Source organism: Methylobacterium currus, from assembly GCF_003058325.1.
Lineage (GTDB): Bacteria > Pseudomonadota > Alphaproteobacteria > Rhizobiales > Beijerinckiaceae > Methylobacterium > Methylobacterium currus.
This window is the reverse complement of sequence record NZ_CP028843.1, coordinates 2,302,068-2,325,970: the sequence shown is the minus strand read 5'-3', so window position 1 is coordinate 2,325,970 and position 23,903 is coordinate 2,302,068. Positions and strand designations below refer to the sequence as shown.

At 72.5% G+C, this 23,903-nt stretch carries 20 protein-coding genes; 12 read left to right on the top strand and 8 right to left on the bottom strand.

The features are described from left to right. The first annotated feature begins 306 nt into the window (after window positions 1–306). The 3 genes from DA075_RS11100 (at window position 307) to prfB (ending at window position 5,559) form a co-directional block, all read left to right on the top strand. Window positions 307–1,638, top strand: coding sequence for an N-acetylmuramoyl-L-alanine amidase (locus DA075_RS11100; RefSeq protein ID WP_099953270.1), 1,332 nt, complete (start codon window positions 307–309; stop codon window positions 1,636–1,638). A 193-nt stretch (window positions 1,639–1,831) separates the two neighbouring features. After that, window positions 1,832–4,258 (top strand): penicillin-binding protein 1A, encoded by a 2,427-nt coding sequence (locus DA075_RS11095; RefSeq protein WP_099953269.1) that lies wholly within the window; start codon window positions 1,832–1,834, stop codon window positions 4,256–4,258. A 172-nt stretch (window positions 4,259–4,430) separates the two neighbouring features. Continuing rightward, window positions 4,431–5,559 (top strand): peptide chain release factor 2 gene (gene prfB, locus DA075_RS11090; protein ID WP_099953268.1). Its coding sequence is split into 2 segments (ribosomal slippage): window positions 4,431–4,499 and window positions 4,501–5,559, totalling 1,128 coding nucleotides; the frame shifts between segments, so codons are not numbered across the junction. A gap of 199 nt (window positions 5,560–5,758) precedes the next feature. Here prfB and DA075_RS11085 read toward each other — a convergent pair. Next, window positions 5,759–8,206: a caspase family protein gene (locus DA075_RS11085; protein WP_099953267.1), complete on the bottom strand. Its 2,448-nt coding sequence runs from the start codon at window positions 8,204–8,206 to the stop codon at window positions 5,759–5,761. 199 nt (window positions 8,207–8,405) lie between these two features. Between DA075_RS11085 and DA075_RS11080 the strand changes: the two genes are divergently transcribed. Then, complete coding sequence (locus tag DA075_RS11080) at window positions 8,406–9,656, top strand: NupC/NupG family nucleoside CNT transporter (RefSeq protein WP_099953266.1); 1,251 nt, start codon at window positions 8,406–8,408, stop codon at window positions 9,654–9,656. 56 nt (window positions 9,657–9,712) lie between these two features. Here DA075_RS11080 and acmB read toward each other — a convergent pair whose 3' ends face one another. Next, complete coding sequence (acmB, locus tag DA075_RS11075) at window positions 9,713–10,891, bottom strand: methyl acetate hydrolase AcmB (RefSeq protein WP_099953265.1); 1,179 nt, start codon at window positions 10,889–10,891, stop codon at window positions 9,713–9,715. 523 nt (window positions 10,892–11,414) lie between these two features. On the opposite strand from acmB, the gene DA075_RS36545 reads away from it, so the two are divergent. Continuing rightward, on the top strand, window positions 11,415–11,585 hold the full coding sequence (locus tag DA075_RS36545) for a hypothetical protein (protein ID WP_164712300.1): 171 nt from the start codon (window positions 11,415–11,417) through the stop codon (window positions 11,583–11,585). Window positions 11,586–11,615: 30 nt separating this feature from the next. Here the strand turns inward: DA075_RS36545 and DA075_RS11070 are convergent, their stop codons facing one another. The 3 genes from DA075_RS11070 to DA075_RS11060 form a co-directional block, all read right to left on the bottom strand. After that, a complete protein-coding gene (locus DA075_RS11070; RefSeq protein ID WP_099953264.1) occupies window positions 11,616–12,122 on the bottom strand; it encodes an SgcJ/EcaC family oxidoreductase in 507 nt (168 codons plus the stop codon). A gap of 247 nt (window positions 12,123–12,369) precedes the next feature. Then, window positions 12,370–14,232, bottom strand: a complete 1,863-nt coding sequence (locus DA075_RS11065; RefSeq protein WP_099953263.1) for an aminopeptidase P family protein — start codon at window positions 14,230–14,232, stop codon at window positions 12,370–12,372. A gap of 141 nt (window positions 14,233–14,373) precedes the next feature. Continuing rightward, a complete protein-coding gene (locus DA075_RS11060) occupies window positions 14,374–15,534 on the bottom strand; it encodes a DUF2125 domain-containing protein (RefSeq protein WP_099953262.1) in 1,161 nt (386 codons plus the stop codon). A 207-nt stretch (window positions 15,535–15,741) separates the two neighbouring features. Here DA075_RS11060 and DA075_RS11055 point away from each other — a divergent pair, with 207 nt between their 5' ends. The 4 genes from DA075_RS11055 to DA075_RS11040 all read left to right on the top strand — a co-directional run bounded on the left by DA075_RS11055 (window position 15,742) and on the right by DA075_RS11040 (window position 19,214). Then, on the top strand, window positions 15,742–16,284 hold the full coding sequence (locus tag DA075_RS11055; protein ID WP_099953261.1) for a gamma-glutamylcyclotransferase: 543 nt from the start codon (window positions 15,742–15,744) through the stop codon (window positions 16,282–16,284). Window positions 16,285–16,555: 271 nt separating this feature from the next. Then, window positions 16,556–17,827, top strand: coding sequence for an MFS transporter (locus tag DA075_RS11050; RefSeq protein WP_099953260.1), 1,272 nt, complete (start codon window positions 16,556–16,558; stop codon window positions 17,825–17,827). Between the two features lie 103 nt (window positions 17,828–17,930). Beyond that, the gene (locus DA075_RS11045) at window positions 17,931–18,773 is read left to right on the top strand and encodes a universal stress protein (RefSeq protein ID WP_099953259.1); all 843 of its coding nucleotides are present in this window, start codon (window positions 17,931–17,933) and stop codon (window positions 18,771–18,773) included. A gap of 9 nt (window positions 18,774–18,782) precedes the next feature. Continuing rightward, complete coding sequence (locus DA075_RS11040) at window positions 18,783–19,214, top strand: HIT domain-containing protein (RefSeq protein ID WP_099953258.1); 432 nt, start codon at window positions 18,783–18,785, stop codon at window positions 19,212–19,214. Here the strand turns inward: DA075_RS11040 and DA075_RS11035 are convergent. The 3 genes from DA075_RS11035 to DA075_RS35895 all read right to left on the bottom strand — a co-directional run bounded on the left by DA075_RS11035 (window position 19,151) and on the right by DA075_RS35895 (window position 21,089). After that, window positions 19,151–19,966: an RICIN domain-containing protein gene (locus DA075_RS11035; protein WP_164712298.1), complete on the bottom strand. Its 816-nt coding sequence runs from the start codon at window positions 19,964–19,966 to the stop codon at window positions 19,151–19,153. The genes DA075_RS11040 and DA075_RS11035 overlap by 64 nt on opposite strands. Before the next feature lie 149 nt (window positions 19,967–20,115). After that, a complete protein-coding gene (locus DA075_RS11030; protein ID WP_099953257.1) occupies window positions 20,116–20,709 on the bottom strand; it encodes an SCO family protein in 594 nt (197 codons plus the stop codon). Window positions 20,710–20,873: 164 nt separating this feature from the next. Further along, window positions 20,874–21,089 (bottom strand): hypothetical protein, encoded by a 216-nt coding sequence (locus DA075_RS35895; RefSeq protein WP_123834256.1) that lies wholly within the window; start codon window positions 21,087–21,089, stop codon window positions 20,874–20,876. A 135-nt stretch (window positions 21,090–21,224) separates the two neighbouring features. Between DA075_RS35895 and nudC the strand changes: the two genes are divergently transcribed. The 3 genes from nudC to DA075_RS11015 are packed head-to-tail and all read left to right on the top strand — an operon-like array spanning window position 21,225 to window position 23,894. Beyond that, window positions 21,225–22,139: an NAD(+) diphosphatase gene (gene nudC, locus DA075_RS11025; RefSeq protein ID WP_414468168.1), complete on the top strand. Its 915-nt coding sequence runs from the start codon at window positions 21,225–21,227 to the stop codon at window positions 22,137–22,139. 2 nt (window positions 22,140–22,141) lie between these two features. Then, window positions 22,142–23,035, top strand: coding sequence for a dihydrodipicolinate synthase family protein (locus DA075_RS11020; RefSeq protein WP_099953255.1), 894 nt, complete (start codon window positions 22,142–22,144; stop codon window positions 23,033–23,035). Between the two features lie 52 nt (window positions 23,036–23,087). Next, a complete protein-coding gene (locus tag DA075_RS11015) occupies window positions 23,088–23,894 on the top strand; it encodes an inositol monophosphatase family protein (RefSeq protein WP_099953254.1) in 807 nt (268 codons plus the stop codon). The last annotated feature ends 9 nt before the right edge of the window (window positions 23,895–23,903 follow it).

Sequence of the window (23,903 nt, the reverse complement as noted above, 5' to 3'; positions counted from 1 at the left end):
CGGCTCGCGAGATCGTCGAACGATCCGCCGGCGGCCGGCCAGCGCCGAAGCCGCTGCGGGAGCGCCCGGGCGGGCCCGTGGTCCGCGGCGAAAAGCCGGCGGCAACGGGCAGGGGTCATCATCATTACAGAGTGTCCGGCGGAATTTGCAAGCATCATCACCGCACTTGGCGGCCGGCGGCCCAGCCATCCCCCCTGTACCCGCGCGGCCACAGCTTCGCGCCGGCGATCCGAAGGCCTTCGCGATGCGTTAACCATGGCGCGGTTATCGCGTAACCGGGATGCCGTCTGAGGTCGCCGCGAGACCATGCCGACACGCGCACGTCCGATCCGCCTTCTCGTCCGCGCCGCCCTCGTGGTTGCGGCCTTTCTCCTGCCGGCCGTCGCCGGCGCCACCCCGTCGGGGCCGGAGCGTGCCGCCGGGGAGCGGCCGGCCGCGGATCGTCCGGCGGCGGAGCGGCCCGCCGTGGCGATCGCCGCCGAGACGGGGGCGATTCCGGAGGGCGGCACCCGCCTGACCGTGGTGCTGTCGCGGCCGGTCGAGGCGCGGGCCTTCGTGATGGAGCGGCCCGACCGGGCGATCGTCGACCTGCCCGAAGTGAACTTCCAGCTGCCCCCCGAGGCCGGGCGCAAGCGCGACGGCCTCGTCGCCTCCTACCGCTACGGCCTGTTCGCGCCCGGGCGCTCGCGCATCGTCATCGACCTCGCGCAGGCGGCCACGGTGGCGCGGGTCGCGACCTCGACCCGCCCGCGGGACGGGGCGGTCCTGCTCACCATCGATCTCGCCCGCAGCGACCGCGAGGCCTTCCGCCGCGCCGCGCAAGCCCCGGAGCCCGCCCGCGCGGCGGAGGCGCCCGCCCGCGAGGGGGGCGATCCGCGCCCCCTCGTCATCGTCGATGCGGGCCATGGCGGCATCGATCCGGGCGCCATCGCGGGCAACGGCGTCTACGAGAAGGATATCGTGTTCGGGGTCGCCCAGGGGCTGGTGCAGCGCCTGGAGGCCGGCGGCAGGATCCGGGTGCAGATGACCCGCGACCGCGACGTGTTCGTGCCGCTCAACGAGCGGGTGCGCATCGCCCGCGACGCCCGCGCCGACCTGTTCGTGTCGATCCACGCCGATTCGATCTCGGCCGCGCCGCAGGTGCGCGGCGCCACGATCTATACCGGCTCGGAGAAGGCCACCGACGCCGAATCGGCCCGCCTCGCCGACCGCGAGAACAAGGCCGACGCGGCGGCCGGAGCCGACCAGGGCGACGGCCCGGGTGACGTCGCCGACATCCTCCAGGAACTCACCTTGCGCGAGACCCGCGGCTTCTCGGCCCGCTTCGCCAAGGGCCTGCTGACGCGCCTCTCCGGCGCGATGGAGATGAGCGTGAAGCCCCACCGCGAGGCGGGGTTCCGGGTGCTGCGCTCGCCCGACGTGCCCTCGGTGCTGGTCGAGCTCGGCTACCTGTCGAGCAAGCGCGACCTGGATCTGCTGCTCTCCGACGAGTGGCGGGCCAACGTCACGGGCCAGATGGCCGGGGCGATCGAGGCCTTCTTCGCCGGCCGCCTGCCGGCCACCGTCACCGCCCGCGGGGCGGACGCACCCCGGATCGGGCGCGCCGCCCAGATCGGACCCGCCCCAGTTTCACCATAGATCCCGTGTCGATAGGGCCTCGTCGGCCCCTCGCTGTCCTGGCTTTCGCGTGCCTCTTCCGCTAAGCGCGGGAGCGGCGTCCCGCGTCGCCATGGCTGTCGCGTTCCCGTGAGGAGCCGTGCCCGGGCGTTGCCTCGGGCTTGAGTTTCGGGCCCTCTCGGGCCGCGCGGCATCATCGACGGATCGGGTTTCGATGCGCTTCATCCTCCGCTTCTTCGGCTTCCTGTTCAGCATCGCGGCGATGGCGGTCGTCGTCGGTGCCGCGGCGGGCGGCTACTTCTTCTGGAAGTACTCGCGCGACCTGCCCGACCATGCGGCGCTCGCCAATTACGAGCCGCCGGTGATGACCCGCGTCCACGCCGCCGACGGCAGCCTGCTCGCCGAGTATGCCCGCGAGCGCCGGCTCTACCTGCCGATCCAGGCGATGCCGAAGATCGTCATCGCGGCCTTCCTGTCGGCCGAGGACAAGAACTTCTACAAGCACGGCGGCATCGATCCCGAGGGCATCGTCCGGGCGGTTCTGACCAACGCCTCGAGCGGCAAGAAGCAGGGCGCCTCGACCATCACCCAGCAGGTCGCCAAGAACTTCCTGCTCTCCTCCGAGCAGACCCTCGACCGCAAGGTCCGCGAGGCGTTGATCGCGCTGCGCATCGAATCGACCTACTCGAAGGACAAGATCCTCGAGCTCTACCTCAACGAGATCTTCCTCGGCACGATCGTGCCGGGCCGCAACCTGCACGGCATCGCGGCCGCCGCGCTCGACTATTTCGGCAAGTCGGTGCACGAGCTGACGATCCACGAGGCGGCCTATCTGGCGGCGCTGCCGAAGGGGCCGAACAACTACCATCCCTATCGCCGCACCCAGCAGGCGCTGGCGCGCCGCAACGAGATCATCGGCCTGATGGCCCAGAACGGGTACATCACCAAGGAGGAGGCCGAATCGGAGCGCAAGCTGCCGCTCGGCGTCAACCCGCGCAGCGTCTCGCCCAACACCGCCAACGCGAACTACTTCGCCGAGGAGGTCCGCCGCGAGATCTCCGAGCGCTACGGCGAGAAGAAGCTCTACGAGGGCGGCCTGTCGGTGCGCACCACCCTCGACCCGAAGATGCAGGTGATGGCCCGCAAGGCCCTCGTCGACGGCCTGGTGCGCTACGACCAGGCCCGCGGCTGGCGCGGGCCGAAGAGCCGGGTCGAGCTGGCCGGCCGCGACTGGGGCATGGCGGTGGCCGAGGTGCCGGCGCTCGGCGACGTGCAGCCCTGGCGCTTGGCGGTGGTGCTCGATACGTCAGGTGGCCGCGCCACCATCGGCCTGCAGCCCAAGCGCGAGAGTTCGGGCCAGGTCTCGAAGGACCGCGAGACCGGGATCATCACGGCGGAGGGCGTGCGCTGGACCGGCCGCAGCGTCGCGGCGGCGCTGAACCCCGGCGACGTGGTCTATGTCGAGCGGATGGAGGGGGCCGGCAACGCCTACCGCCTGCGGCAGATCCCGGAGGTCTCCGGCGCCATCGTGGCGATGGATCCCTATACCGGCCGCGTCCACGCCATGGTCGGCGGCTTCTCCTACGACGAGAGCGAGTTCAACCGCGCCACCCAGGCGATGCGCCAGCCCGGCTCGTCGTTCAAGCCGATCGTCTACTCGGCGGCGCTCGACAACGGCTACACCCCGTCCTCGATCGTGCTCGACACGCCGATCACCATCGAGGCGGGTCCGGGCCAGGAGGCGTGGTCGCCCTCGAACTACGACGGCAAGTCCGGCGGCCCGCACACCCTGCGCTACGGCATCGAGCACTCGAAGAACCTGATGACGGTGCGGCTCGCCAAGGATGTCGGCATGCCGCTGATCGCCGAGTATGCCCGCCGCTTCGGCGTCTACGACGACATGCTGCCGGTGCTGCCGATGTCGCTCGGCGCCGGCGAGACCACCGTGATGCGGATGGTCACCGCCTACTCGATGCTCGACAATGGCGGCCGGCGCATCCGCCCGACCCTAATCGACCGGATCCAGGACCGCAACGGCGAGACGATCTACCGCCACGACACCCGCAAGTGCATCGGCTGCGACGCCGAGAAGTGGTCGGGCCAGGACGAGCCGAAGCTGGTCGACGAGTCCGAGCAGGTCCTCGACCCGCTCACCGCCTACCAGATCGTCTCGATCATGGAGGGCGTGGTCCAGCGCGGCACCGCCACCATCCTGAAGGAGATCGGCAAGCCGCTCGCCGGCAAGACCGGCACCACCAACGACGCCAAGGACGCCTGGTTCGTCGGCTTCTCGCCGGACCTCGCGGTGGGCATCTATATGGGCTACGACAAGCCCCGCTCGCTCGGCGACCGCGCCACCGGCGGCGGCCTCGCCGCCCCGATCGCCCGCGACTTCCTGAAGGCCGCGCTGAAGGACAAGCCGCCGACGCCCTTCCGCGTGCCCCCGGGCATCAAGCTGATCCGCGTCAACGCCGCCTCCGGCACCCGCGCCGGCGGCTCGGAGGGCGGCCTCCTCGAGGCGTTCAAGCCCGGCACCGCCCCGCCCGACAGCTACTCGGCCCCGCCGAGCGCCCAGCCGGCGGCGCCGGGCGCGGTGCCGCCGGATGCGGACCGGGCGGCGCAGGCCGGCGGCCTGTACTGAGGACGACATTCAGGGGCGAGGCATCGGCGGGTGCCTCGCCCTTCGCACATGTGACCCTTCGCACATGTGACGCTCGCCCGGACGTCGAGAGCGGCCTTCCGGTCCGTTTACACCCGCGCCCCCCGGCGCTATCACCCTGCACCCCACCCTCACGCGAGTGAACCCACACCAGATGCGCGCCGAGATCGAGCAACTCTCGGATGCCGCCAAGCAGTCGATCGGACTGCTGAGGAGGCATCTTTGACTGGGATACCGTTGACAAGCGCCTCGCGGAGCTGAACGCCCGCTCGGAGGACCCCTCGCTCTGGAACGATCCGGAGGAGGCCCAGAAGGTCATGCGCGAGCGCACGCAGCTCGACGACGCCGTCACGGCGATCCGGCGCCTGGAACAGGGGCTGGAGGACGGCGCGACGCTGATCGAGCTGGGCGAGATGGAGGAGGATGCCGCCAGCATCCGCGAGGGTGAGGAGCAGATCCGCGCCGTGCAGGTGGAAGCTGCCCGCCGCCAGATCGAGACCCTGCTCTCGGGCGAGGCCGACGCCAACGACACCTATCTGGAGGTCCATGCGGGTGCCGGCGGCACCGAGAGCCAGGACTGGGCCAACATGCTCCAGCGCATGTATGCCCGCTGGGCCGAGCGCCGGAAGTACAAGGTCGAGATCGTCGAGTGGGCCGACGGCGAGGAGGCCGGGATCAAGGGCGCCACGCTCCTGATCAAGGGCCACAACGCCTATGGCTGGCTGAAGACCGAATCGGGCGTGCACCGCCTGGTGCGGATCTCGCCCTACGATTCCAACGCCCGGCGGCACACCAGCTTCGCCAGCGTCTGGGTCTACCCGGTCATCGACGACCGGATCACGATCGACATCAAGGAATCGGACTGCCGGATCGACACCTATCGCTCCTCCGGCGCCGGCGGCCAGCACGTCAACACCACCGATTCGGCGGTGCGCATCACCCACAACCCGACCGGGATCGTGGTCGCGTGCCAGCAGGAGCGCTCGCAGCACAAGAACCGGGCCACCGCCTGGAACATGCTGCGCGCCCGCCTCTACGAGCTCGAGCTAAAGAAGCGCGAGGAGAAGGCCAATGCCGAGGCGGCCTCGAAGACCGATATCGGCTGGGGCCACCAGATCCGCTCCTACGTGCTCCAGCCCTATCAGCTGGTGAAGGACCTGCGCACCGGCGCCCAATCGACCAGCCCCGACGACGTCCTCGACGGCGACATCGACGACCTGATCGAGGCGTCGCTCGCCCAACGGGTCTATGGCGGGGCCGAGGCGGTCGAGGATATCGACTGAGCCTCAGGGCCCCGGATGACGACACGGGCGCGGTGCCTCCTCCAAATCGGGGGAGGGGTCGCGCCCGCTCCGTTTCGGCCTGGACGCGCCGGCCGCTCTCGCCAGGTGAAGGCACCTGCCGTGTGGGTTCCGGGTCCGCGTTGGCGGAGCCCGGACCCTGAGGGTGCCGATACTGTCGAGGGGTCGACGAGACCCGACGCTACCGGCAGGGCGGCGCGCCCGGATGCCCGCAGCCGTGGCCCGGCGGCGGGGCGTGGGGCGCCGGGCGGGGCGCGGCCTGCGGCGCCGGATGCGGCGGCATCGGCTGGGGCCGCGGCGCCATCATCTGCGGCTGGCGCAGGGCCTGGGCCTGCTGGCGCCGCATCGCATCCTGCATCTGCTGCTGCTGGCGCTGCATCATCTGCTGCGCCTCGACGCGCTGACGGGCCTGGGCCTGCTGCGCCTGCATCGCTTGCTGACGCTGCATCGCCTGCTGGCGCACCGCCTGTTCCATCCGCATCCGCTGCAAGGCATCATCCGGACGCGGCGCCCTGGCAGGCGCGGCCATGCGGGGCGGCTGCGCCGCCGAAGGCTGCGCCGCCGAGGGCGGCACGGCCGGTCGCGGGACCTGTGCGGGGGCGACCATCCGCGGCGGCTGGACCGGGCGCGAGGGCGTGATCGGGGGCCGCACGCCCTGGGGTTGCAGTCCCTGGGGTTGCAGTCCCTGGGGCGGCGGGACGGCGGGTCCCTGCGGGGGGCGGGCGGCGAGGGCAGGCTGTCCCGGCCTGATCGCGGCCGGGGGCGGCCCCGCCGATGGCGCCGCGGCCGGCGGAACCTGACCCTGCATCTGGCTCGGAAGCTGGCCCGGGATCTGGCCGAGCCCCACGGGCCGGCCGCCCGGAAGCGGGCCGGCGGGCCGGCCAGCGACGGCCGGCAGCGGCGTGCCGCCCGCGCCGGGCAGCGGCTGCCTGGCGTTCTGTGCCGGATTCGGCCGCGGTCCGGCCGGGGCCGGGGGCGGGATCTGGCCGGGCAGGCTCGGCCGCAGGGCGGTCGCGCCGGGAGGCGGTCCGCCCACCGGCCCGCTGGCGCGCGGGATCTGGCCCGGCGCGCTCCGGGGATCCGGCCGGAGCGCCGCCTTCTCGGCGATGGCCGGCGGCAGGGCGACCCGGGCCGCCGCCGCGCCGAGTGCCGCTCCCGCGACCGCACCGGCGACCGGGGCGAGGCGGGAGGCGCCGGGCGGTACCGGCTCGGGGGCGTGCTCGTGCACGATCGTGGTGGTCTGGACGTGCAGGTTCTGGAACAGCACCGGGTTTGGCGGCGCCACCACGGCGGGGGGCGCGACCACGTAGGTGGGCACCGGGACGTAAGCGGGCACCGGCAGGATGTAGGCCTCCACCGGCGGCGGGGGCGGCGCCAGCTCCACCAGCACGGTCGGCCGCGGCGGCAGGAAGGCGACGGGCGGCGGCGGCAGGGCGTAGACCGGATCGTCGAGATACAGCGCCGGCCGCTCGACATAGACCACCTCGTCGGGCGGCGGCGGCGGCACGTCGTAGGCGAGCACGCGGTAATCCGGCGGCGGCGCGAACGCGGCGGCCAGCGCCGAGAGGCGCCGGCGGGCGTCCCAGGCGTGCGGCCCGCGGGGATAGCGGCCGAGATACGACCAATAGGCCTCCGGCGTGTTGGCGAGCGCGCTGCGCCGCCAGGTCAGGGCCTCGCGCCGGGCCGCGATGATCGCCCGCACCCGCTTGGCCAGCGGGTCGTGGGGATAGGCGGCGACGAACTCCTCGTAGCCCGCCAGGGTGTCGCGGCCGAGGCAGGCGGCGTAGGCCTCGCGCGCGCCGATCTCGCCGAGCGGCTTTGCCGGCGGCTCGAACCCGGCCAGCGACGGCGCCCCGGCCTCCCGCTCCAGGAACACGAACGGCGCGTCGATGCGGGACGCGCTCCACGGCACCTCGGCGCCGCGGGTCGCCTCCGCCACCCGCAGCCGCACCCGCTCGAACAGCGCGGCGGGCGCGAGCCCGCCCTCGCGGATCATCTCGACGAGGGCGAGGGCGTAAGCTCCGTAGGGGCCGGTCTCGGCCGGGCCGACGGTGCCGGGGGCGGCATTGGTGGCGATCAGGCTGCCGGGCTCGGCCTCGACGAGCGGCAGGCCGCCGGCGAGCGGATCGCCCCGCAGGCGGAACGGCGCCGTCCGGGCGGCGTCGAGCACCACGAAGCGGGCCTTGAGCGGCAAGGCGGCGAGGCGCTTGACGTAGTCCGAGACCCGCAAGGCCTGGAGCGGCACGTCGGAGGCGGTCTCGATCCGGGCGTCGACGGGGGCGAAATAGGCCTCGTTCTCGAGCTGCAGGCCGTAGCCGGACAGATACACGAACGCCACCGCGTCCGGCCCGGCCGCCGCGGCCTTGTCGGTGAAGTCGCGCAAGGTCCGGCGCAGGGAGTCCTCGTCGAGGTCGCGGGCGCCGACGACGTCGAAGCCCGCCGCCTGCAGGGTCTGGGCGACGAGGCCGGCATCGTTGGCGGCGGTCGGGATCGCGCCGGCCGCGTAGGCGCCGTTGCCGACCACGAGGGCGATCCGCCGCTCGGCCGGGGCCGCCGCCGAGGGGAGGGCGGTGACGAGGAGGCCCGCCAGAGCCGCGAGGGCGAGGAGCAGGTGTCGGAGCGGCGGCATGGCGTTGCCCTCCCGGGACGGTGACGATCGGGGCGGTCCCCGGGGTTTCGCGTTGGATCGCCTCATTTCCAGGCAGGACCATGGCGTGCCCCATCTCGAACCGCCGCGCTTGAACGGGCACTGAACGATACGGCATCAGCCTTGCTGGATCGCGCCCGTTGGATCGTGCCCGAGAGAAACCTGCCGGAGAGGGGCCTGAATGCCGGAGAGACTGATCCATGCTGGCGCCAGCATCGCGCTCCTGATCGCCGTCGCCATCCTGTTCTCCACGAACCGGCGGGCGATCCGGCCGCGGGTGGTGCTGTCGGCGCTGGCGGTCCAGGTCGGGCTCGGGGCCCTGGTGCTGTTCTGGCCCGCCGGCCAGTCCGCCCTCGGCACCGTCGCCGACGCGGTGCAGGCGGTCCTGTCCTACGGCGACCGTGGCGTGGCGTTCCTGTTCGGCGGCCTCGTCGAGCCCAGGATGTTCGAGCTGTTCGGCGGCAGCGGCTTCGTGCTGGCGCTGCGGGTGCTGCCGCAGATCATCTACGTCTCGGCCCTGATCGCGGTGCTCTACCATGTCGGGGTGATGCAGGCCCTTGCCCGCGCGCTGGGCGCGGCGTTGCAGCGGGTGCTCGGCACCTCGCGGATCGAGACCTTCGCGGCGGTCATCACCATCTTCATCGGGCAGAGCGAGATCGCCGTGGCGCTCAGGCCCTTTCTGGCCCTGCTCACCGGAGCGGAGCTCTTCGCCGTGATGACGAGCGGGGCGGCCTCCACCGCCGGCTCGATCCTCGCCGGCTATGCCGCGCTCGGCGTGCCGATGCCCTACCTGCTCGCCGCCTCGTTCATGGCGATCCCCGGCGGGCTCCTCTACGCCAAGATCCTGGTGCCCTCGACCGAGCCGAGCCGGGTCAAGACGATGCGGGTCACGTTCGGCGAGACCCGGGCGGTCAACGTCATCGAGGCCGCCGCCGACGGCACCCAGAAGGGCCTCGCGGTGGCGGTCGCGGTCGGCGCGATGCTGATCGCCTTCGTGGGGCTGATCGCGCTCGCCAACGGCCTCGTGGCCTCTGCGGGCGGCCTCGCCGGCCTGCCCGGCGCCTCGATCGAGGGGGGGCTCGGGTGGGCGCTGGCGCCGCTCGCCTGGCTCTTGGGCGTGCCGTGGGACCAGGCGACGCTCGTCGGCGGCGCCATCGGCCAGAAGCTCGCCTTCAACGAGTTCCTGGCCTACGCCAACGTCTCGCCGGTGCTGAAGAGCGGCGAACTCGGGCCCCGCACCACCGCGATCCTGTGCTTTGCCCTGTGCGGCTTCGCCAACCTGGCGTCGATCGCGATCCAGCTCGCGAGCTTCGGCAGCCTGGTGCCGGAGCGCCGGGCGGAGGTGGCCGGCTACGGGCTCCGGGCGATCCTCGCCGGGACGTTGTCGAACCTGACCAGCGCGGCGATCGCCGGAGTGTTCATCGGGGCGTGAGGCAGGGTTCGTGGGCGGGGCCGGTCAAATCCGACCCGCGACCTCATCCTGCGGTGTCAGGACAGGCTCCGGTACACCGCCGTCTCGAACTCCAAAAAGTTCTCCACCGAGGCCGGATCGGCGAAGGGGAAGAGCTGCGTGCCCCAGAACCCGCCGACCCCGGCCGTCCGGTCGATCCAGAAATACAGGTTGGCGAGCCCCGCCCAGGCCAGCGAGCCGGCCGAGCGCCCGGTCGGCGCCGCCTCGTCGTTGATCATGAAGCTCAAGCCCCAGGATTTCGGCATCCCGGGGAAGAACTCGGCATCGTGCGAGAGGTGGCGCTTCACCCCCGGCAGGGCGCGGATCCTGAGCGTCGGCCCGAGGCCGTTCGTCGCCGCCATCGCGACGGTCTCCGGCCGCAGCACCGGCCCGTGCGGGGAGGCGCCGTCGTTGAGCCACATCCGGATGAAGCGCAGGTAATCCTCGGCGGTCGAGTAGAGCCCGTGGCCGCCCATCTCGACCTCGGGCTCCTGCGGCAGCTCGAAGCCGGCGATGACCGCGAGGGCGCCGTCCTCGCCCCGCTGATGCATCCGGGCGAGGCGGCTGCGCATCGCGGGCGTCAGCGCGAAGCCGGTCGAGTCCATGCCCAGCGGCGAGAGGATCCGCTCCCGCATCACGGCCCCGAGGCGCTGGCCCGTCACCGCCTCGACCACCTGGCCGGCCCAGTCGATGTTGCTGCCATACTCCCAGGACTCGCCGGGATCGAACAGCAGCGGCGTCATCAGCGAGGCGCGGGTGCCGCTGGTCACGCCCGGTCGTTTGCTCTCGCGCAGCAGCCGGGCATAAGCGTCGTTGAAGATGTCGTAGCCGAAGCCGGCCGTATGCAGCAGCAGCATCCGGGTGGTGATGGCGCGCGCCGGCGGGCGCAGGCGCGGGGAGCCGTCGTCGGCGAAGCCCTCGAGCACCTGGATCTCGTCGAGGGCGGGCACGTAGGCGGAGGCCGGCGCGTCGAGGTCGAGCCGGCCCTCCTCGGCGAGCTGGAGCACCGCGGTGGCGGTGACCGCCTTGGTGGTGGAGAAGATCGCCAGGACCGTGTCGGTGGTCATCGGCGCGTCCCCGTCCCGCTGCCCGGCGGCGCCCGCATAGAGCGTGCGCGCCCGGTCAGTCGCCATGGCGACGATCCCCGACAGGGGCGGGGCCTGATCCACCCCGCGCCGCAGGATCGCGTCGGCCCTGTCCTTGAGATCGTCCGTCATGCGCGCCCTCCCGGCTCTCGTCTTGGCTGCCGTCTTGGCTGCCATCTTGGCTGCCATCTTGGCTGCCGTCCTGGCGGCGGGCAGCCTACCCCGCCGGGTGTCGTCGTGTCAGGCCCGGACGATGCCCGGCCGCCGATCGGCCCGTCACGCGTGCGCAATCCTTTCGATCTCGAGAGAGAGGGACGATGAGGCGTGGTTCCGGGCCTCGTGCCGGTGCCGCGCATGTGACGCCACCGTCTCATCAGAATGAGGGACGACGGCGCCCCCGTCTGTCTCTACGCCAGTCAGGAATAAAGAAGCAGGTATGGCCGCACGTTGCCGAGTCTTTGTTTCGATGGAGCGGCAATCACTGATCTTCGGCGCGCCGGACCAAGTATCCGATCGTGCGCAACCGGAGCGAACCTTGAGGAGACGCGGCCTTCGTAGGTCCGCGACGCCGTGAGCGGGCGGGCCGATGCCGCAGCCTGCTCGAAGAACGCCGAAGACCAGCGCGGCCCGGACGAGCGGGCCGCAGGAGGCCGACATGCGTGTTCTGACCGCCCTCTGCGCCCTCGCCCTCGCCACCGGGCTGTTCTGGGGCACGATGCTGACCCACCCGCCGACCAGCGAGGCCCGGCCCGGGCCCGGCATCGACACCCGCGAGATCACCTTGCGCGCGCATCTTCAGGATGCCGATCCGTGCGACGCCAATTGAGGCGGCGTCGCCGGGCTCGAGGCGTCGGGCTCAATGCTCCTTGGCGGCGGCGGTGGCGGTGACGACCGGCTCCGGCATCGCCGAGGAATGGTGGTGCGCGATCACCCATTCGCCGTCCCGCAGCACGTAGACGAAGCTGTAGCGCGCCGGCACCACCACGTGCTCGCCCGGGTTCTTCCCGTCGACCAGGAAGGTGTAGGTGCCGACATCGGTCGCGATGTTGCAGCCGATCTTGATCGTGTGCGTATTGATGATGCCCTGCGGGTGCTTCTCCAGGAAGTGCACGAAGTAGTCCTGGATCATCGCCCGGTCGGTGCGCGGCGTGTTGGACACCGTCGGCAGTAGCACGGCGTCGGGCGCATAATTCGCCGTGACCTTCGCCGGGTCGAGCGTCGCCAGCGACGTGTTCCAGCGGTCGAACAGGCCCTCGATCTGGCGCTCGGTCACCGCGGCGCATTGCGTCGCCTCGGCCCGCGCCGGCACGGGGCCAAGCATCATGGTCCCGGCGGCCAGAGCCGCGAGCATCGTCGTCTTCATGATTCGGTCGTCTCCCCGCCGCGATCGGCGGCGGGACAATACGGCGGCGCGGCTGCGCAATCGATAATAATGCGCCCGGTTCCGGGAGGGCGGTGAATTCTTGCGATCTAGATCGAAATATATAGAACTAACAATTCGATCATTTAACGGGCAGATTACAGTGGCATCAAAAACAGGCTGGTGTTGATGTCTTGATTGTGGGCGTCTTCCTTCTCTCGCCGCGGCGAGGCGAGAGAAGGGCAGCCGCTCACACGGCGGGGAGTTGCGACGGACCTTGCGCGAAGGACGCGACCGGCCGCGTCGCCGCGATCAGCCAGTCGCGGGTCTGCGGATCGACGAGGTCCGACAGCGCCCCGCGCACCCGGGCGTGGTAGGCGTCGAGCCAGGCGGTCTCGTCCGGGCTGAGCAGCTCCGGCACCACCAGCGCCAGGTCGATCGGCGCGAGCGTCAGGGTCTCGAAGCCCAGCATCGGGCGCTCGGCGCCGGTGATGTGCCGCTCCTCGACCAGGACCAGGTTCTCGATCCGGATGCCGAAGGCGTGAGTCTTGTAGTAGCCCGGCTCGTTCGAGACGATCATCCCGGGCTGGAGCGCCACCGTTCCGGTCTTGGCGATGCGCTGCGGGCCCTCGTGCACCGACAGGAAGGCGCCGACGCCGTGGCCGGTGCCGTGGTCGAAGTCGAGGCCGGCCTCCCAGAGCGGGCGGCGGGCGAAGGCGTCGATCTGCGCCCCCGTGGTGCCGCGGGGAAAGACCGCGGTGGCGATGGCGATATGGCCCTTCAGCACGCGGGTGAAGCGGTCGCGCATCTCCGGGCTCGGGGGGCCGACCGCCACCGTGCGGGTGATGTCGGTGGTGCCGTCGCCGTATTGCGCACCGGAATCGATCAGGAACAGCTCGCTCAGGCGCACCCGCCGGTCGGTGCCGCGCGTGACGCGGTAATGCACGATGGCGCCGTTCGGCCCGGATCCCGAGATGGTCGGGAAGGAGATCTCGCGCAAGGAATTGGACTCGGCCCGGAACGCCTCGAGCCGCACCACCGCGTCGATCTCCGACACCGCCCCGCCCGGGGCCTCCCGGGCGAGCCAGGCGAGGAAGCGGGTCACCGCGGCGCCGTCGCGGAGATGCGCGGCGCGGGCGCCGGCGATCTCGGCCGCGTTCTTCACCGCCTTCATGGCGGTGATCGGGTCGGGCCCGACATCGAGCGTGCCGCCGGCCGCGGTGATCCGCCGGCCGAGCGCCACGGCGCCGGTGGCGGCATCGACCCGCACCCGGGCCTTGGCGGCGCCCAAGCCATCGAGTGCGGCGGGCAGGGCGCCCGGCTCGTCCCGCTCGGCGAGGCCGTCGAGGGCCTGGGCGGCCTCGTCCGTCACCTTCCCGGCGTCGAGGAAGAGGCGCGGGGCGCCCTGCCGCGGAATCACCGCGTAGCCGAGGGGCAGGGGGGTGTGGGCCACGTCGCCGCCGCGCAGGTTGAACGCCCAGGCGAGGTTGTGCGGGTCCGAGACGACCAGCGCGTCGAGCCGCGCCTTCGCCAGGGCCTCGCGCACCCGCCCGAGCTTCATGGACGCCGCCTCGCCTGCCAGGCTCTCCGGATGCGGCACCACCGGCGCGCGCGGGGCGGCCGGGCGGTCGATCCAGACGAGGTCGACGAGGTTGAGGGCGGTCGGCTCGACGCGCCCGCCCGCCGCCGTGGCGGCGCGTTCCAGCCGGGCGAGCCCGTCCGGGGTGTGCAGCCAGGGATCGTAGGCCAGCACCCCGCCCGCCGGCAGATTGGCCTCGATCCAGGCCTCGACGCTGGTCTCGGCCAAGGGCACGGGGGTGACGAGTCCGGTATCGACCTGCTCGGCGGCCTGGAGGGTGTAGCGCCCGTCCACCACCAGGGCGGCCTTGTCGGCGAGCACGACCGCCGTCCCGGCCGAGCCGGTGAAGCCGGTGAGCCAGGCCAGCCGCTCGGCGTTGGCGGGCACGTATTCCGACTGGTGCTCGTCGGCCCGCGGCACCACGAAGCCGGCGAAGCCCCTCCGCGCCATCGCCGCCCGGAGCGCGGCGATCCGCGCCGCGCCCTCCCGGTGGCTGGGGTCCTCGAAGCTCTGGAAGCGGGCGGTCTGGCTCATGCCCCCTGGGGTACGACGCCGCGGGCGGGGCGGCAACCGCCACGGAGGATATCTCCCGCAGCGCCTCCACGGAGTTTGAAGGCGCTGGCCAAGCCCGAAGGGGCGCCGGCGCCGATGCGCCGGGTGCCTGAGCAAAAACTCTCAATACAACGGCTGCAACCGGACGTTCGGCACCGCGAAGGGCCCGACGACCACGCGCCCGCCGGTGAGCCGCACGGTCGGCAGGACCTTCAGGGGCGGCTCGCCCGGCCGGCCTTGGGGATCTGGCGCGCCCTGGCCCGGCGCCGGCTCCTTGCGCCGCCCGCCGAGGAACTGCCCGACGATGTTGCCGATCAGCGCCGCGCCGTCGCCGCCGAGCCGCGCCCCGATCTGCTCGCTGATCAGCGGCGCGATCACCTGCTCCAGGCCGGCGGTGCGCACGTCGAGCTGGCCCGTCGGCCGGTGCTCGTCGTCGAGGGCGAGGACGCCTTGCGCCCGCAGGCGCCGGCTGCCCTTCTCGGCGGCGAGGCTGGCGATCTCCACCGCGCCGCCGGCCTCGCGCCAGCGTTCCAGCTCCTGCGCCAGGGTGCGGGTGCGCAACCCCGCGGCCCGGGTCACGGTGGCGTCGAGGGCGATGTCGGCGGGCTCGGGTCCGCCGAGCACCGGATCGAGGAGCGGCAGGCCCGCCTGCAGCACCCGGGCGCTCAGGTCGACGGCGCCGTCGGTGGCGAAACGCCCCGGGGTCGGCCGCGCGTGCAACTCGAGATGACCGACCGTGAAGTCGATCGGCGAGGGATCGGCGCCGGTGACGGCGCCCTTGAGCCCGTTCGCCACCAGGGAGGCGCGCTGGAAGCCGTCGCCGGTGACGTGCAGGCTCGCCTCCAGCTGACTCCAGGTCACATCGGCGTCGAGGCCGCCCTGCTGCACGCGGAACGGCCCGGTCGCCTCCAGGATCACGTGGCGCGGCTGGTAGACCTGCGCCACCGCCACCAGCGGGCCGGTGGTGAAGCGCACGTCGGAGCGGGCGAAGCCGAGCTGCGTGCAGCGCAGCTCGAACCGGAACGGGAAGCCGGTCAGCGAGCGGTCGGCGCAGGTCCATTGCCGGCCGGCCTGCGCCTCGCGGGTAAACCACGCATCGATCTCGCCCTCGGCCCTGCCCCGCAGCCAGAACCAGCCCGCGCTCCAGACCAGCGCCAGCAGCAGGAGCAGCGCGAACGGCGCGAACAGGCCGAGGCGCAGGCCGGGCCCGCGGCCCGGGCCTCGGCCCGCGCTCTGGCTCGGCGGCGTGTCGTCGGTCGGCCCAACGGTGGTCGGCCTGTTCATCGGCATGATCCCGGCTCTGCGGCGGCCCGGCACGGGCCGCCCGGATTGAACCGCGTCCCCGTAGCTGCTACCGGCCGCGCCCGGCAAGGGAGACGGCTGGGCAAGACGCTCACGAGGTCGTGCCGGACCGGGCTTGCCGGCAGGGAGCTGCCGGCAGGAACCTGCCAAGGAACCTGCCAAGGAACCTGCCAAGGAGGAAACGAGACGATGCGGGCGGGCGAGCCGTCGGATCTCTGGGTGTTCGGCTACGGCTCGCTGATGTGGCGGCCGGGCTTCCCCTTCGTGGAGCGCGGGCCGGGTCGCCTGCGCGGCTATCACCGCTCGCTGTGCGTGCTGTCGCACGTCCATCGCGGCACGCCGGAGCGGCCGGGCCTGGTGCTCGGGCTCGATCGGGGCGGCTCCTGCCGCGGCATGGCGTTCCGGGTCGCGGCCGCGGAGGTCGCAAGCACGCTCGCCTACCTGCGCGAGCGCGAGCAGGTCACGGCGGTCTATGTCGAGCGGGTGCTCGGCGTCACCCTCGACGACGGGCGCCGGATCGAGGCGGTGACCTACCTCGTCGACCGCCGCCACCCGCAATATGCCGGCCGCCTGCCGGAGACCGAGCTGGTGCGGCTGGTGCGCCAGGGCCTCGGCCGCTCGGGCGCGAACCCGGACTATGTCCGCCACACCCACGACCAGCTCGTCGCCATGGGCATCCCCGACCCGATGCTCGCCCGCCTCGCCTTGGCCTGCGCGGTGCCGAGCCCTTGAGGGGGCACAGAGTGATACAAAGTCCGCTTGTTCTATCGCGAACAGGTAGAGCGCGGGATCCCCTCTCCCGTGTGGGAGAGGGGATCCCGCGCTCTATGCTGAAACCGGATCGATCAAGCGGACACTGTATGAGAAGCGCTGCATTGAGCGCGCATCTCTCCGAAGCGTCACCGCGGCGACGCGATCATTCCCCGTTCAGGCGCGTTGGTCCGTCTGGGCCCGCAAGAGACCCGAACAAAAGACCCGAACGAGCCGGAGCGCCTCCGCGTTGATGAATCCCACGACCCACCTCGCCCTGATCAACGTCTCCGTCGGCGACATCCAGGGCGGGCTCGGCCCCTTCCTCGGCACCTGGCTGGCGCAGTCCGCGCAATGGGGCCCGAGCCAGGTCGGCCTCGTCACCACCATCGTGGGCTTCGCGACGCTGGCCCTGAGCGGGCCACTCGGCGCGCTCGTCGACCGGCTCGGCCGGCCCCGGATGCTGATCGCGGCGGCCTGCGCGGCGATCCTCGTCGGCACCCTGCTGCTGCTGCCGGCCCGCTCGTTCATGACGGTGCTGGCCGCCCAGTTCGTCGCCGCGGCGGGCGGCACCCTGGTGGTGCCGGCGGTGACGGCGCTCACCCTCGGCATGGTCGGCAAGCAGGCCTTCCCGAAGCAGCAGGGCCGCAACCAGGCCTGGAACCATGTCGGCATCCTCGGCGCCGCCCTGGCGATCAGCTTCGGCACGCCGCTCATGGGCCCGAGCATCGCCTTCTGGGTGCTGGGCGGGCTCTCCGCCTGCGCCGTCGTGGCCGCTCTGACGACGCCGAAGAAGGCCTATAACGGCCGGCGCGCCGTCGGCTGGAAGGAGGACGATCCGGACGACACGCCGGAGCGCTCGGCCATCCTGAAGGTCCTGTCCGACCGGCGCCTGCTCATCCTCTCGGCGGCGCTGGCCCTGTTCAATCTCGCCAACGGCTCGATGCTGAGCCTGCTCGGCCAGAAGCTGGTGGCGGCGGGCCAGGACGGCACCGGCTGGACCGCCCGCTACGTCATCGTCGCGCAGGCGGTGATGATCCCGGTGGCGCTCTTCGCAGGCTCGCTCGCCGACCGGCGCGGCCGGCGCCAGCTCCTCCTCGTCGCCTGCGCGGTGCTGCCGGCCCGCGCCCTCCTGTCGGCCTTCCTGTCCGATCCGTACTGGCTCGTGCTCGCCGAGGTGCTGGACGGCGTCGCCTCGGGCGTCATCGGCGTCGCGGTGCCGGTGGTGGTGGCCGACCTCACCTGGGGCTCGGGCCGCACCCAGACGGCGCTCGGCACCGTCGCGGCGGTGCAGGGAGTGGGCGGCGCCCTCTCGGGCTGGGTCGGGGGCCTGCTGGCGCTCCATCTCGGCTGGACCTGGGCCTTCCTGGCGCTGGCGGCGCCCGCCGGCCTCGCCCTGGTGCTGGCCCTGTGGCTGGAGGAGACCTGCGCCCCCGGCGGCCGGGACGGCGCGGGTGCGGCGTGCAGCGAGGGTGAGCCGCCGGAGCCGCGGCGCAGAGCGGTCGAGGCCTCGGCCGGGCCTTGAGCCCGGGCCGGGGATTGCCGCAGGGGCCTACTGGACAGGCTGGACGCCGCCGTGATGCAATCGCGCTCGTCGTCCCCGAGGCTCCTGAGGTGAGTGCGCCGCCATGAAGACGCTCCTCGTTCCGGTCGCCCGCCACACCCTGCTCGATTCCGTCCTCGACACCGCCATCCTCACCGCCCGCCGCTTCGGCGCCGGCATCGAGGGGTTCGGCCTGCGCCCGGCGCTGGCCGAATACGTCCCCGTCGACATGGTCGGCGGCATGACCTGGGTGCGCGACGAGGAGACCGACCTCGTCGAGGCCCGCGATTGCGGCGGGCTGTTCACCGCCGCGATGGAGCGGCACGGCATCGCCCGCGAGAGCGCCGACATCGGAAAGAACGGTCCGCGCTGGCGCTGGCGGCCGGACGCGCCTCCCGGCGACGGGTTCCTGGCGCAGCACGCGCGGCTGTTCAACGCCACCGTCGTCGGCCGTCCCGGCAGCGGGGAGGGGGCGCCGCGCATGACGACCCTCGAGGCGGTGCTGTTCGAGAGCGGGCGCCCCCTGATCATCGCCCCGCCCCTGCCGCCGGCGAGCATCGGCGAGACCGTGGTGATCGCCTGGAACGGCTCGACCGAGACCGCCCGCGCGGTCGCCTTCGCGTCGCCGTTCCTGCGTGCCGCCTCCCGGATCGAGGTGCTGGGGGTCGATGCCGGGATGGTGCCGGGCCCGAGCGCCGAGGAGATGGCCGCCGCCCTCAACCGCGAGGGCCTGTCGGCGCAGGGGCGCACGCTCGCCGCCGGCCGCCGCACCGTGGGCGAGATCTTCCTGACCGAGGCCGAGGCGATCGGCTGCGACCTCCTGATCAAGGGCGCCTATACCCAGAGCCGGCTGCGCCAGATGATCTTCGGCGGCGCCACCAGCCACATCCTCGCCCACGCCACCATGCCGGTGCTGATGGCGCATTGACGGACGCGCATGACCGACGACATCCCGACCGACGACTTTCCCCTGGATCCCCGGCTCGCCGCCGACACCATTCTGCTGGGCGACCTCGCCCTGTCGCGGGTGCTGCTCCTCGACGACAAGCGCTTCCCCTGGCTCGTCCTGGTGCCCCGCCGCGCCGGCGTCTCGGAGCTCACCGACCTGTCGCCCGAGGATGCCGCCCGGCTGATGGACGAGACCCGCTTGGGCGTCGGTGTGATGCAGGCGCTGGCCAAGCCCGACAAGGTGAATGTCGGGGCGCTCGGCAACGTGGTGGCGCAGCTCCACGTCCACGTCGTCGGGCGGTTCCGCTCCGATCCGGCCTGGCCAGGGCCGGTCTGGGGGCACGGCACCCGCGAGCCCTATCCGGCCCATGCGGCGGCGCAGCTCGTCGAGCGGGCGCGGGGGCTGTTCGCAGCGGCTTGACGGGGTCGGATCGGGGGCCTCTGGCGCCCGGGTGCCCGCCGGGAGGACGCCTCGTCCCGCCCCGGCGGACAGGGCGACATCCAAAAATCGCGGGGTCCCGGAGGCGCGCGCGCCCCGGGACCCCGCGCTGTCGCCGCGCATGGGCAGCGAAAGAGGCTCGCCATCCGGGGATGGCGGGCCTGCCTCGTTCGGAGCCGCGAGGAGCCCGAGTTGAAGATCCGGTCGGCCGCGCCGTTGCAGATCCAGCCGACCGCGCCGTTGCCGACCGCGCCGTTGCCGCCATACACGCCGAGGCAGAGGTTGTTGTAGGCCGAGTCGAGGGCGCTGCGCGACCCTTGCGGCTTCGCCGTCCAGGCCTGGTTGGTGCCGTTGTTGCAGGTGAACTGGTAGACCTGCGCGCCCGGAGCGACCGGCTGGTTGTCGAGGGTGAGGTCCAGGCACATGCCGGAGGCGGCGTTGACGTAGGCCGTGCCACCCTTGCCGGAGGTCGTCCGCCACAGCTGCCCGGCGGCGCCCGTGCAGGTCTGCTGCGTCACCGGAGCCCGGTCGTTCCTGTTGCCGGCCGGCACCGCGAAGCCGAGGCCGGAATGCGACGCCTTCAGGACGTCGGCCCCGCTGCTGCCCGCGCCGCCGAGGCCGCCTGTCCCGCCGGAGCCGCCGCTGCCCCTGGAGCCGCCGTTGCCGCCGCCCCCTTGCGTCGAGGCGACGTAGGTCGTCGCCTGCGTCGGGGCGGCGACGTTGCCGACCGCCACGATCGCGCCCGGCGAGGGTACGCCCCTCTGGTCGACGGCGACGAGCTGCTGGTAGTCCGGCGGGACGACGTTGACCGAGGCCGGGGTCTGTTGAGTTTTCTGGTGTTGTCCGCGGCGGACAGGCCCTCGCTCCGCCGCGGGGTATCCGGTCAGGGCCGGTCGAGACCCTCGGTGAAGGAATCGAGGGCGACGAGGTCCCGCTGCAGGCGCGGGGCATCGAGGGGATCGCCGCCATAGACCATGGCGGTCCGGCCGCGGCGGTCGAACAGGAGGACCGAGGGCGGCGGGTCGGGCAAGGCGGCCGCCGGGTAGCGCAGGATCTCGGCCACCGCCTTCACCTCGCCGGCATCGGACGGGAGGACCCGGATCTGCGGCGCCGGACCGAGCAGCTGCCGCACGAGGCTGCGCAGGCGCCCGGCATCGTCGCCGGCGGGGTCCATCCCGATGGCCAGGAAGACGACGCGGCCGCGCAAGGAGGCCGGCAGGCCGCGGGCGAGCGCGTCGAGATCCATCGTCCGGGTGACGCAGAGGATCGTGCAGTCGGCGCTCACGAAGGAGACCACCGCCAGCCGGTCCCGCAGGGTCTCGGGCAGCAGGGGCCTGCCGTCGATATCGGCCCGGGGGGCCGCCTTGGAGGTTGCCAGCAGGGTGTCCAGGTCGCTCCCCGCCGCCCTCGCGAGGCTTGCCGTACCGGCCCATGCCGCCAGAAGGCAAAGTCCGGCGATGAATGCGTTCGCTCTCATTTTGGCAATCCAGTCCCACAACCTGTCGTTGGTGCGTCACCGAACATGGGGAGTTGTAGCGGCTGAATATTAATGGACGCTATTCAGCGGAAGGTGATTTCCCTGCGAGCGAACAGGCTTCTCTGCGTCGCTCTGCTAGCCTTAACAGTACGGAAATCCATCTTTCAGGATCGATATGGGTTTCGGTTGATTGCATCGAAGCGCGTGGAATCCTGCTTCGCGCGGCCGCCGCACCGGCTTGCGCCGCGATATCCGGAGATCGTCTTCGGATGATTGTGCCCGGCATCGGAATGAGCCTGGCGGCCGGGCTTGCCCGGCACGGGCGCGCGGGCGCCGATCCGATGAGGACGGGCCTGCGAACCCGGCTGCACCGGGAGCATGGCGCCTGCTCCGCCCGGCGCCTTGCTTTTGCATCATTTTGCCTGCCCATGCTGCCTGCGACGCGAGGGGCCGCGCCGGGCTCCGCACGATGATGCATGAGGTCTCACGCCTTGACCGCCTCCTTGCCCGCCTCCTTGCCCGTTTCCCGGGATCGCCTCGGCTACGCCCAGAGCCTGCTCGAGCGCCACTCGGCCGAGCGCAGCGGCCCGACCCCGACGCTCGCGGACACGCCCGACGCGAGCCTGCTCCTGTTCTGCGGCGACGTGCCGGTGCTGCGGGTGACGGAGGGCGGCGCCACCTGCCTGCTGACGCGCGAGGACGCCGCCCGGGCCGGCCCGCCTTCGCCCGAGCTCTTTCTCGGCCGGGTCGGCGGCCGGCCGGCCTTCGCCGGCGCGCTGCCGGCGGATGCGGCGGCTCTCTTCACCGGCGATCCGGCCTACCGGGTGCTCGATGCCCGCGCCGTCGCGGTCGAGGGCGCGGTGCCGGCCCCTGAGATGGGGGTCCTCGCCACCGCCAAGTCGCTCCTCGGCTGGCACGCCCGGCACGGCTTCTGCGCCAATTGCGGCAATCCCACCGCGCTCTCCTGCGGCGGCTTTCGGCGCGACTGCGGATCCTGCGGCACCGAGCATTTCCCGCGCACCGATCCGGTGGTGATCATGCTGGTCACCGAAGGCGACCGCTGCCTCCTCGGCCGCCAGGCCCGCTTCGCGCCTGGCGTCTATTCGTGCCTCGCCGGCTTCCTCGAACCCGGCGAGACCATCGAGGACGCGGTGCGGCGCGAGACCTTCGAGGAGGCCGGCGTGCGGGTCGGCGCGGTGCGCTACCATCTCTCGCAGCCCTGGCCGTTCCCGTCCTCGCTGATGATCGGCTGCGAGGGCGAGGCCCTGGGCGACGCCCTGGTGCTCGACCGGACCGAGCTGGAGGATGCGCGCTGGTTCACCCGCGCCGAGGTGCGCCAGATGCTGGAGCGCCGCCATCCCGACGGCCTGATGACCCCGCCGCCGATGGCGATCGCCAACGCCCTGGTGCGGACCTTCGCGGACCGGTGACGATGGCGCGCTTCGAGGGCATCATCCCCTACCTCGTCACCCCGCTCGATGCCGAGGGGCGGGTCGAGGCCGGGGTGTTGGCGTCGCTCTGCGACGACCTGATCGCGGCCGGCGTGCACGGCCTGACGCCGCTCGGCAGCACCGGCGAGTTCGCCTATCTCGACGAGGCGCAGAAGCGCGAGACCGTGGCGGCGGTGGTGGCCGCCGCCGCCGGCCGGGTGCCGGTGCTGCCGGGCGTCGCCTCGACCGCGACCCGCGGCGCGGTCGCGCAGGCGAAGTCTTGCCGGGCGGCGGGGGCGGACGGGATCGTGCTGATCCTCGACGCCTATTTCCCGCTGACGGAAGCCGAGATCGAGCGCTACTTCCTGACCGTGGCGGATGCCACCGACCTGCCGATCATCCTCTATACCAACCCGAACTTCCAGCGCGCCGACCTCTCTGTCGCCTCGATCGCGCGGCTCGCCCGGCATCCCAACATCGTCGGCATCAAGGACGCCTCGACCAATACCGGCCGCCTGCTGTCGATCCTGAACCGCGTCGGCGGCGACCTCGACGTCTTCGCCGCCTCCTCGCACATCGCCGCCAGCGTGATGATGCTCGGCGGCAAGGGCTGGTTCGCCGGCCCCGCCTGCGTCATCCCGCGGGAATGCCTGGCGCTCTACCGGCTGTGCCGCGAGGAGCGATGGGGCGAGGCGGTGGCGTTGCAGAAGCGGATCTGGGCCTTCAACGAGGTCTTTGCCCGCTACAACCTCGCGGCCTGCGTGAAGGCGGCCTTGCAGAGGCAGGGCTACGCCGTCGGCGACCCGGTGCCGCCCCAGAGCCCGGCCTCGCCCGAGGCCCGCGCGGCCATCGCGGCGGCGCTCGCCGAGGTGACGGGCTCAGCGTCGCACATCTGAGACGAGCGGCCGTGTAGGACGGCCGCACAGCATTCCGAGAGGACCGACCGACATGACCACCGAGACCGCCGGGGCCGCGCGCGCGCGCCGCGACCTCGCCCTCGCGATCGCCCGCGCCGCCGGCGAGACGGCTTTCGGCTTCTTCAACGCCCGCGACGCGCTGGTGATCGAGCAGAAGAGCGGCGCCCAGGACCTCGTCTCGCAGGCCGACCGCGAGGTCGAGCTGCTGATCCGCGCCCGCATCGCGGAGGCCTATCCCGAGGACGGCGTGATCGGCGAGGAGCACGATCCCGTCCCGAGCCGGTCCGGCTATACCTGGGTGGTCGATCCGATCGACGGCACCAGCCCGTTCCTCAACGGCCAGCCGAACTGGTGCGTGTCGATCGGCCTGCGCGGCCCCGAGGGCCTGGTGGCCGGGGTGATCGAGGCGCCGGTCCTGCGCGAGACCTATGCGGGGCTCCTCGGCGACGGCGCGACCCTGAACGGCCGGCCCCTGCGCATCGACCCCGCGACGGTGCTCACCTCGGCCAATATCGGCTTCGGCGCCACCCAGAAGACGCCCGCGGCAGAGGCCGCCGCCTTCGTGCACGGCCTCTACCGCGAGGGCGGGGTGCTGTTTCGCAACGGCTCGGGCGCCCTGATGCTCGCCTACGTCGCCGCCGGGCGGCTCGCCGGCTACTACGATCCCGGCCTCAACGCCTGGGACTGCTATGCCGGCCTGCTCCTGGTGCGCGAGGCCGGCGGCGTCGCCGAATATCTCGGCTCCGACGACATGCTCACCGGCGGGCTGCTCCATGCCGGCACCCCGGCCGTGGTGGCGGACCTGCGCCGGCTGGGCGAGGCGTCGCGGCGGGCGTGACGCCCGCCC

What these genes read in the sequence shown, in the direction of transcription:
- DA075_RS11060 (WP_099953262.1), bottom strand. Translation starts at nt 15,534, where the DNA reads ATGAACAGGCCGACCACCGTTGGGCCGACCGACGACACGCCGCCGAGC.
- DA075_RS11085 (WP_099953267.1), bottom strand. Translation starts at nt 8,206, where the DNA reads ATGCCGCCGCTCCGACACCTGCTCCTCGCCCTCGCGGCTCTGGCGGGC.
- DA075_RS11020 (WP_099953255.1), top strand. Translation starts at nt 22,142, where the DNA reads ATGGCGCGCTTCGAGGGCATCATCCCCTACCTCGTCACCCCGCTCGAT.
- DA075_RS11095 (WP_099953269.1), top strand. Translation starts at nt 1,832, where the DNA reads ATGCGCTTCATCCTCCGCTTCTTCGGCTTCCTGTTCAGCATCGCGGCG.
- DA075_RS11100 (WP_099953270.1), top strand. Translation starts at nt 307, where the DNA reads ATGCCGACACGCGCACGTCCGATCCGCCTTCTCGTCCGCGCCGCCCTC.
- DA075_RS11045 (WP_099953259.1), top strand. Translation starts at nt 17,931, where the DNA reads ATGAAGACGCTCCTCGTTCCGGTCGCCCGCCACACCCTGCTCGATTCC.
- acmB (WP_099953265.1), bottom strand. Translation starts at nt 10,891, where the DNA reads ATGACGGACGATCTCAAGGACAGGGCCGACGCGATCCTGCGGCGCGGG.
- DA075_RS11050 (WP_099953260.1), top strand. Translation starts at nt 16,556, where the DNA reads ATGAATCCCACGACCCACCTCGCCCTGATCAACGTCTCCGTCGGCGAC.
- DA075_RS11080 (WP_099953266.1), top strand. Translation starts at nt 8,406, where the DNA reads ATGCCGGAGAGACTGATCCATGCTGGCGCCAGCATCGCGCTCCTGATC.
- DA075_RS35895 (WP_123834256.1), bottom strand. Translation starts at nt 21,089, where the DNA reads ATGCTCCCGGTGCAGCCGGGTTCGCAGGCCCGTCCTCATCGGATCGGC.
- DA075_RS36545 (WP_164712300.1), top strand. Translation starts at nt 11,415, where the DNA reads ATGCGTGTTCTGACCGCCCTCTGCGCCCTCGCCCTCGCCACCGGGCTG.
- DA075_RS11015 (WP_099953254.1), top strand. Translation starts at nt 23,088, where the DNA reads ATGACCACCGAGACCGCCGGGGCCGCGCGCGCGCGCCGCGACCTCGCC.
- DA075_RS11030 (WP_099953257.1), bottom strand. Translation starts at nt 20,709, where the DNA reads ATGAGAGCGAACGCATTCATCGCCGGACTTTGCCTTCTGGCGGCATGG.
- DA075_RS11055 (WP_099953261.1), top strand. Translation starts at nt 15,742, where the DNA reads ATGCGGGCGGGCGAGCCGTCGGATCTCTGGGTGTTCGGCTACGGCTCG.
- DA075_RS11065 (WP_099953263.1), bottom strand. Translation starts at nt 14,232, where the DNA reads ATGAGCCAGACCGCCCGCTTCCAGAGCTTCGAGGACCCCAGCCACCGG.
- DA075_RS11070 (WP_099953264.1), bottom strand. Translation starts at nt 12,122, where the DNA reads ATGAAGACGACGATGCTCGCGGCTCTGGCCGCCGGGACCATGATGCTT.
- DA075_RS11040 (WP_099953258.1), top strand. Translation starts at nt 18,783, where the DNA reads ATGACCGACGACATCCCGACCGACGACTTTCCCCTGGATCCCCGGCTC.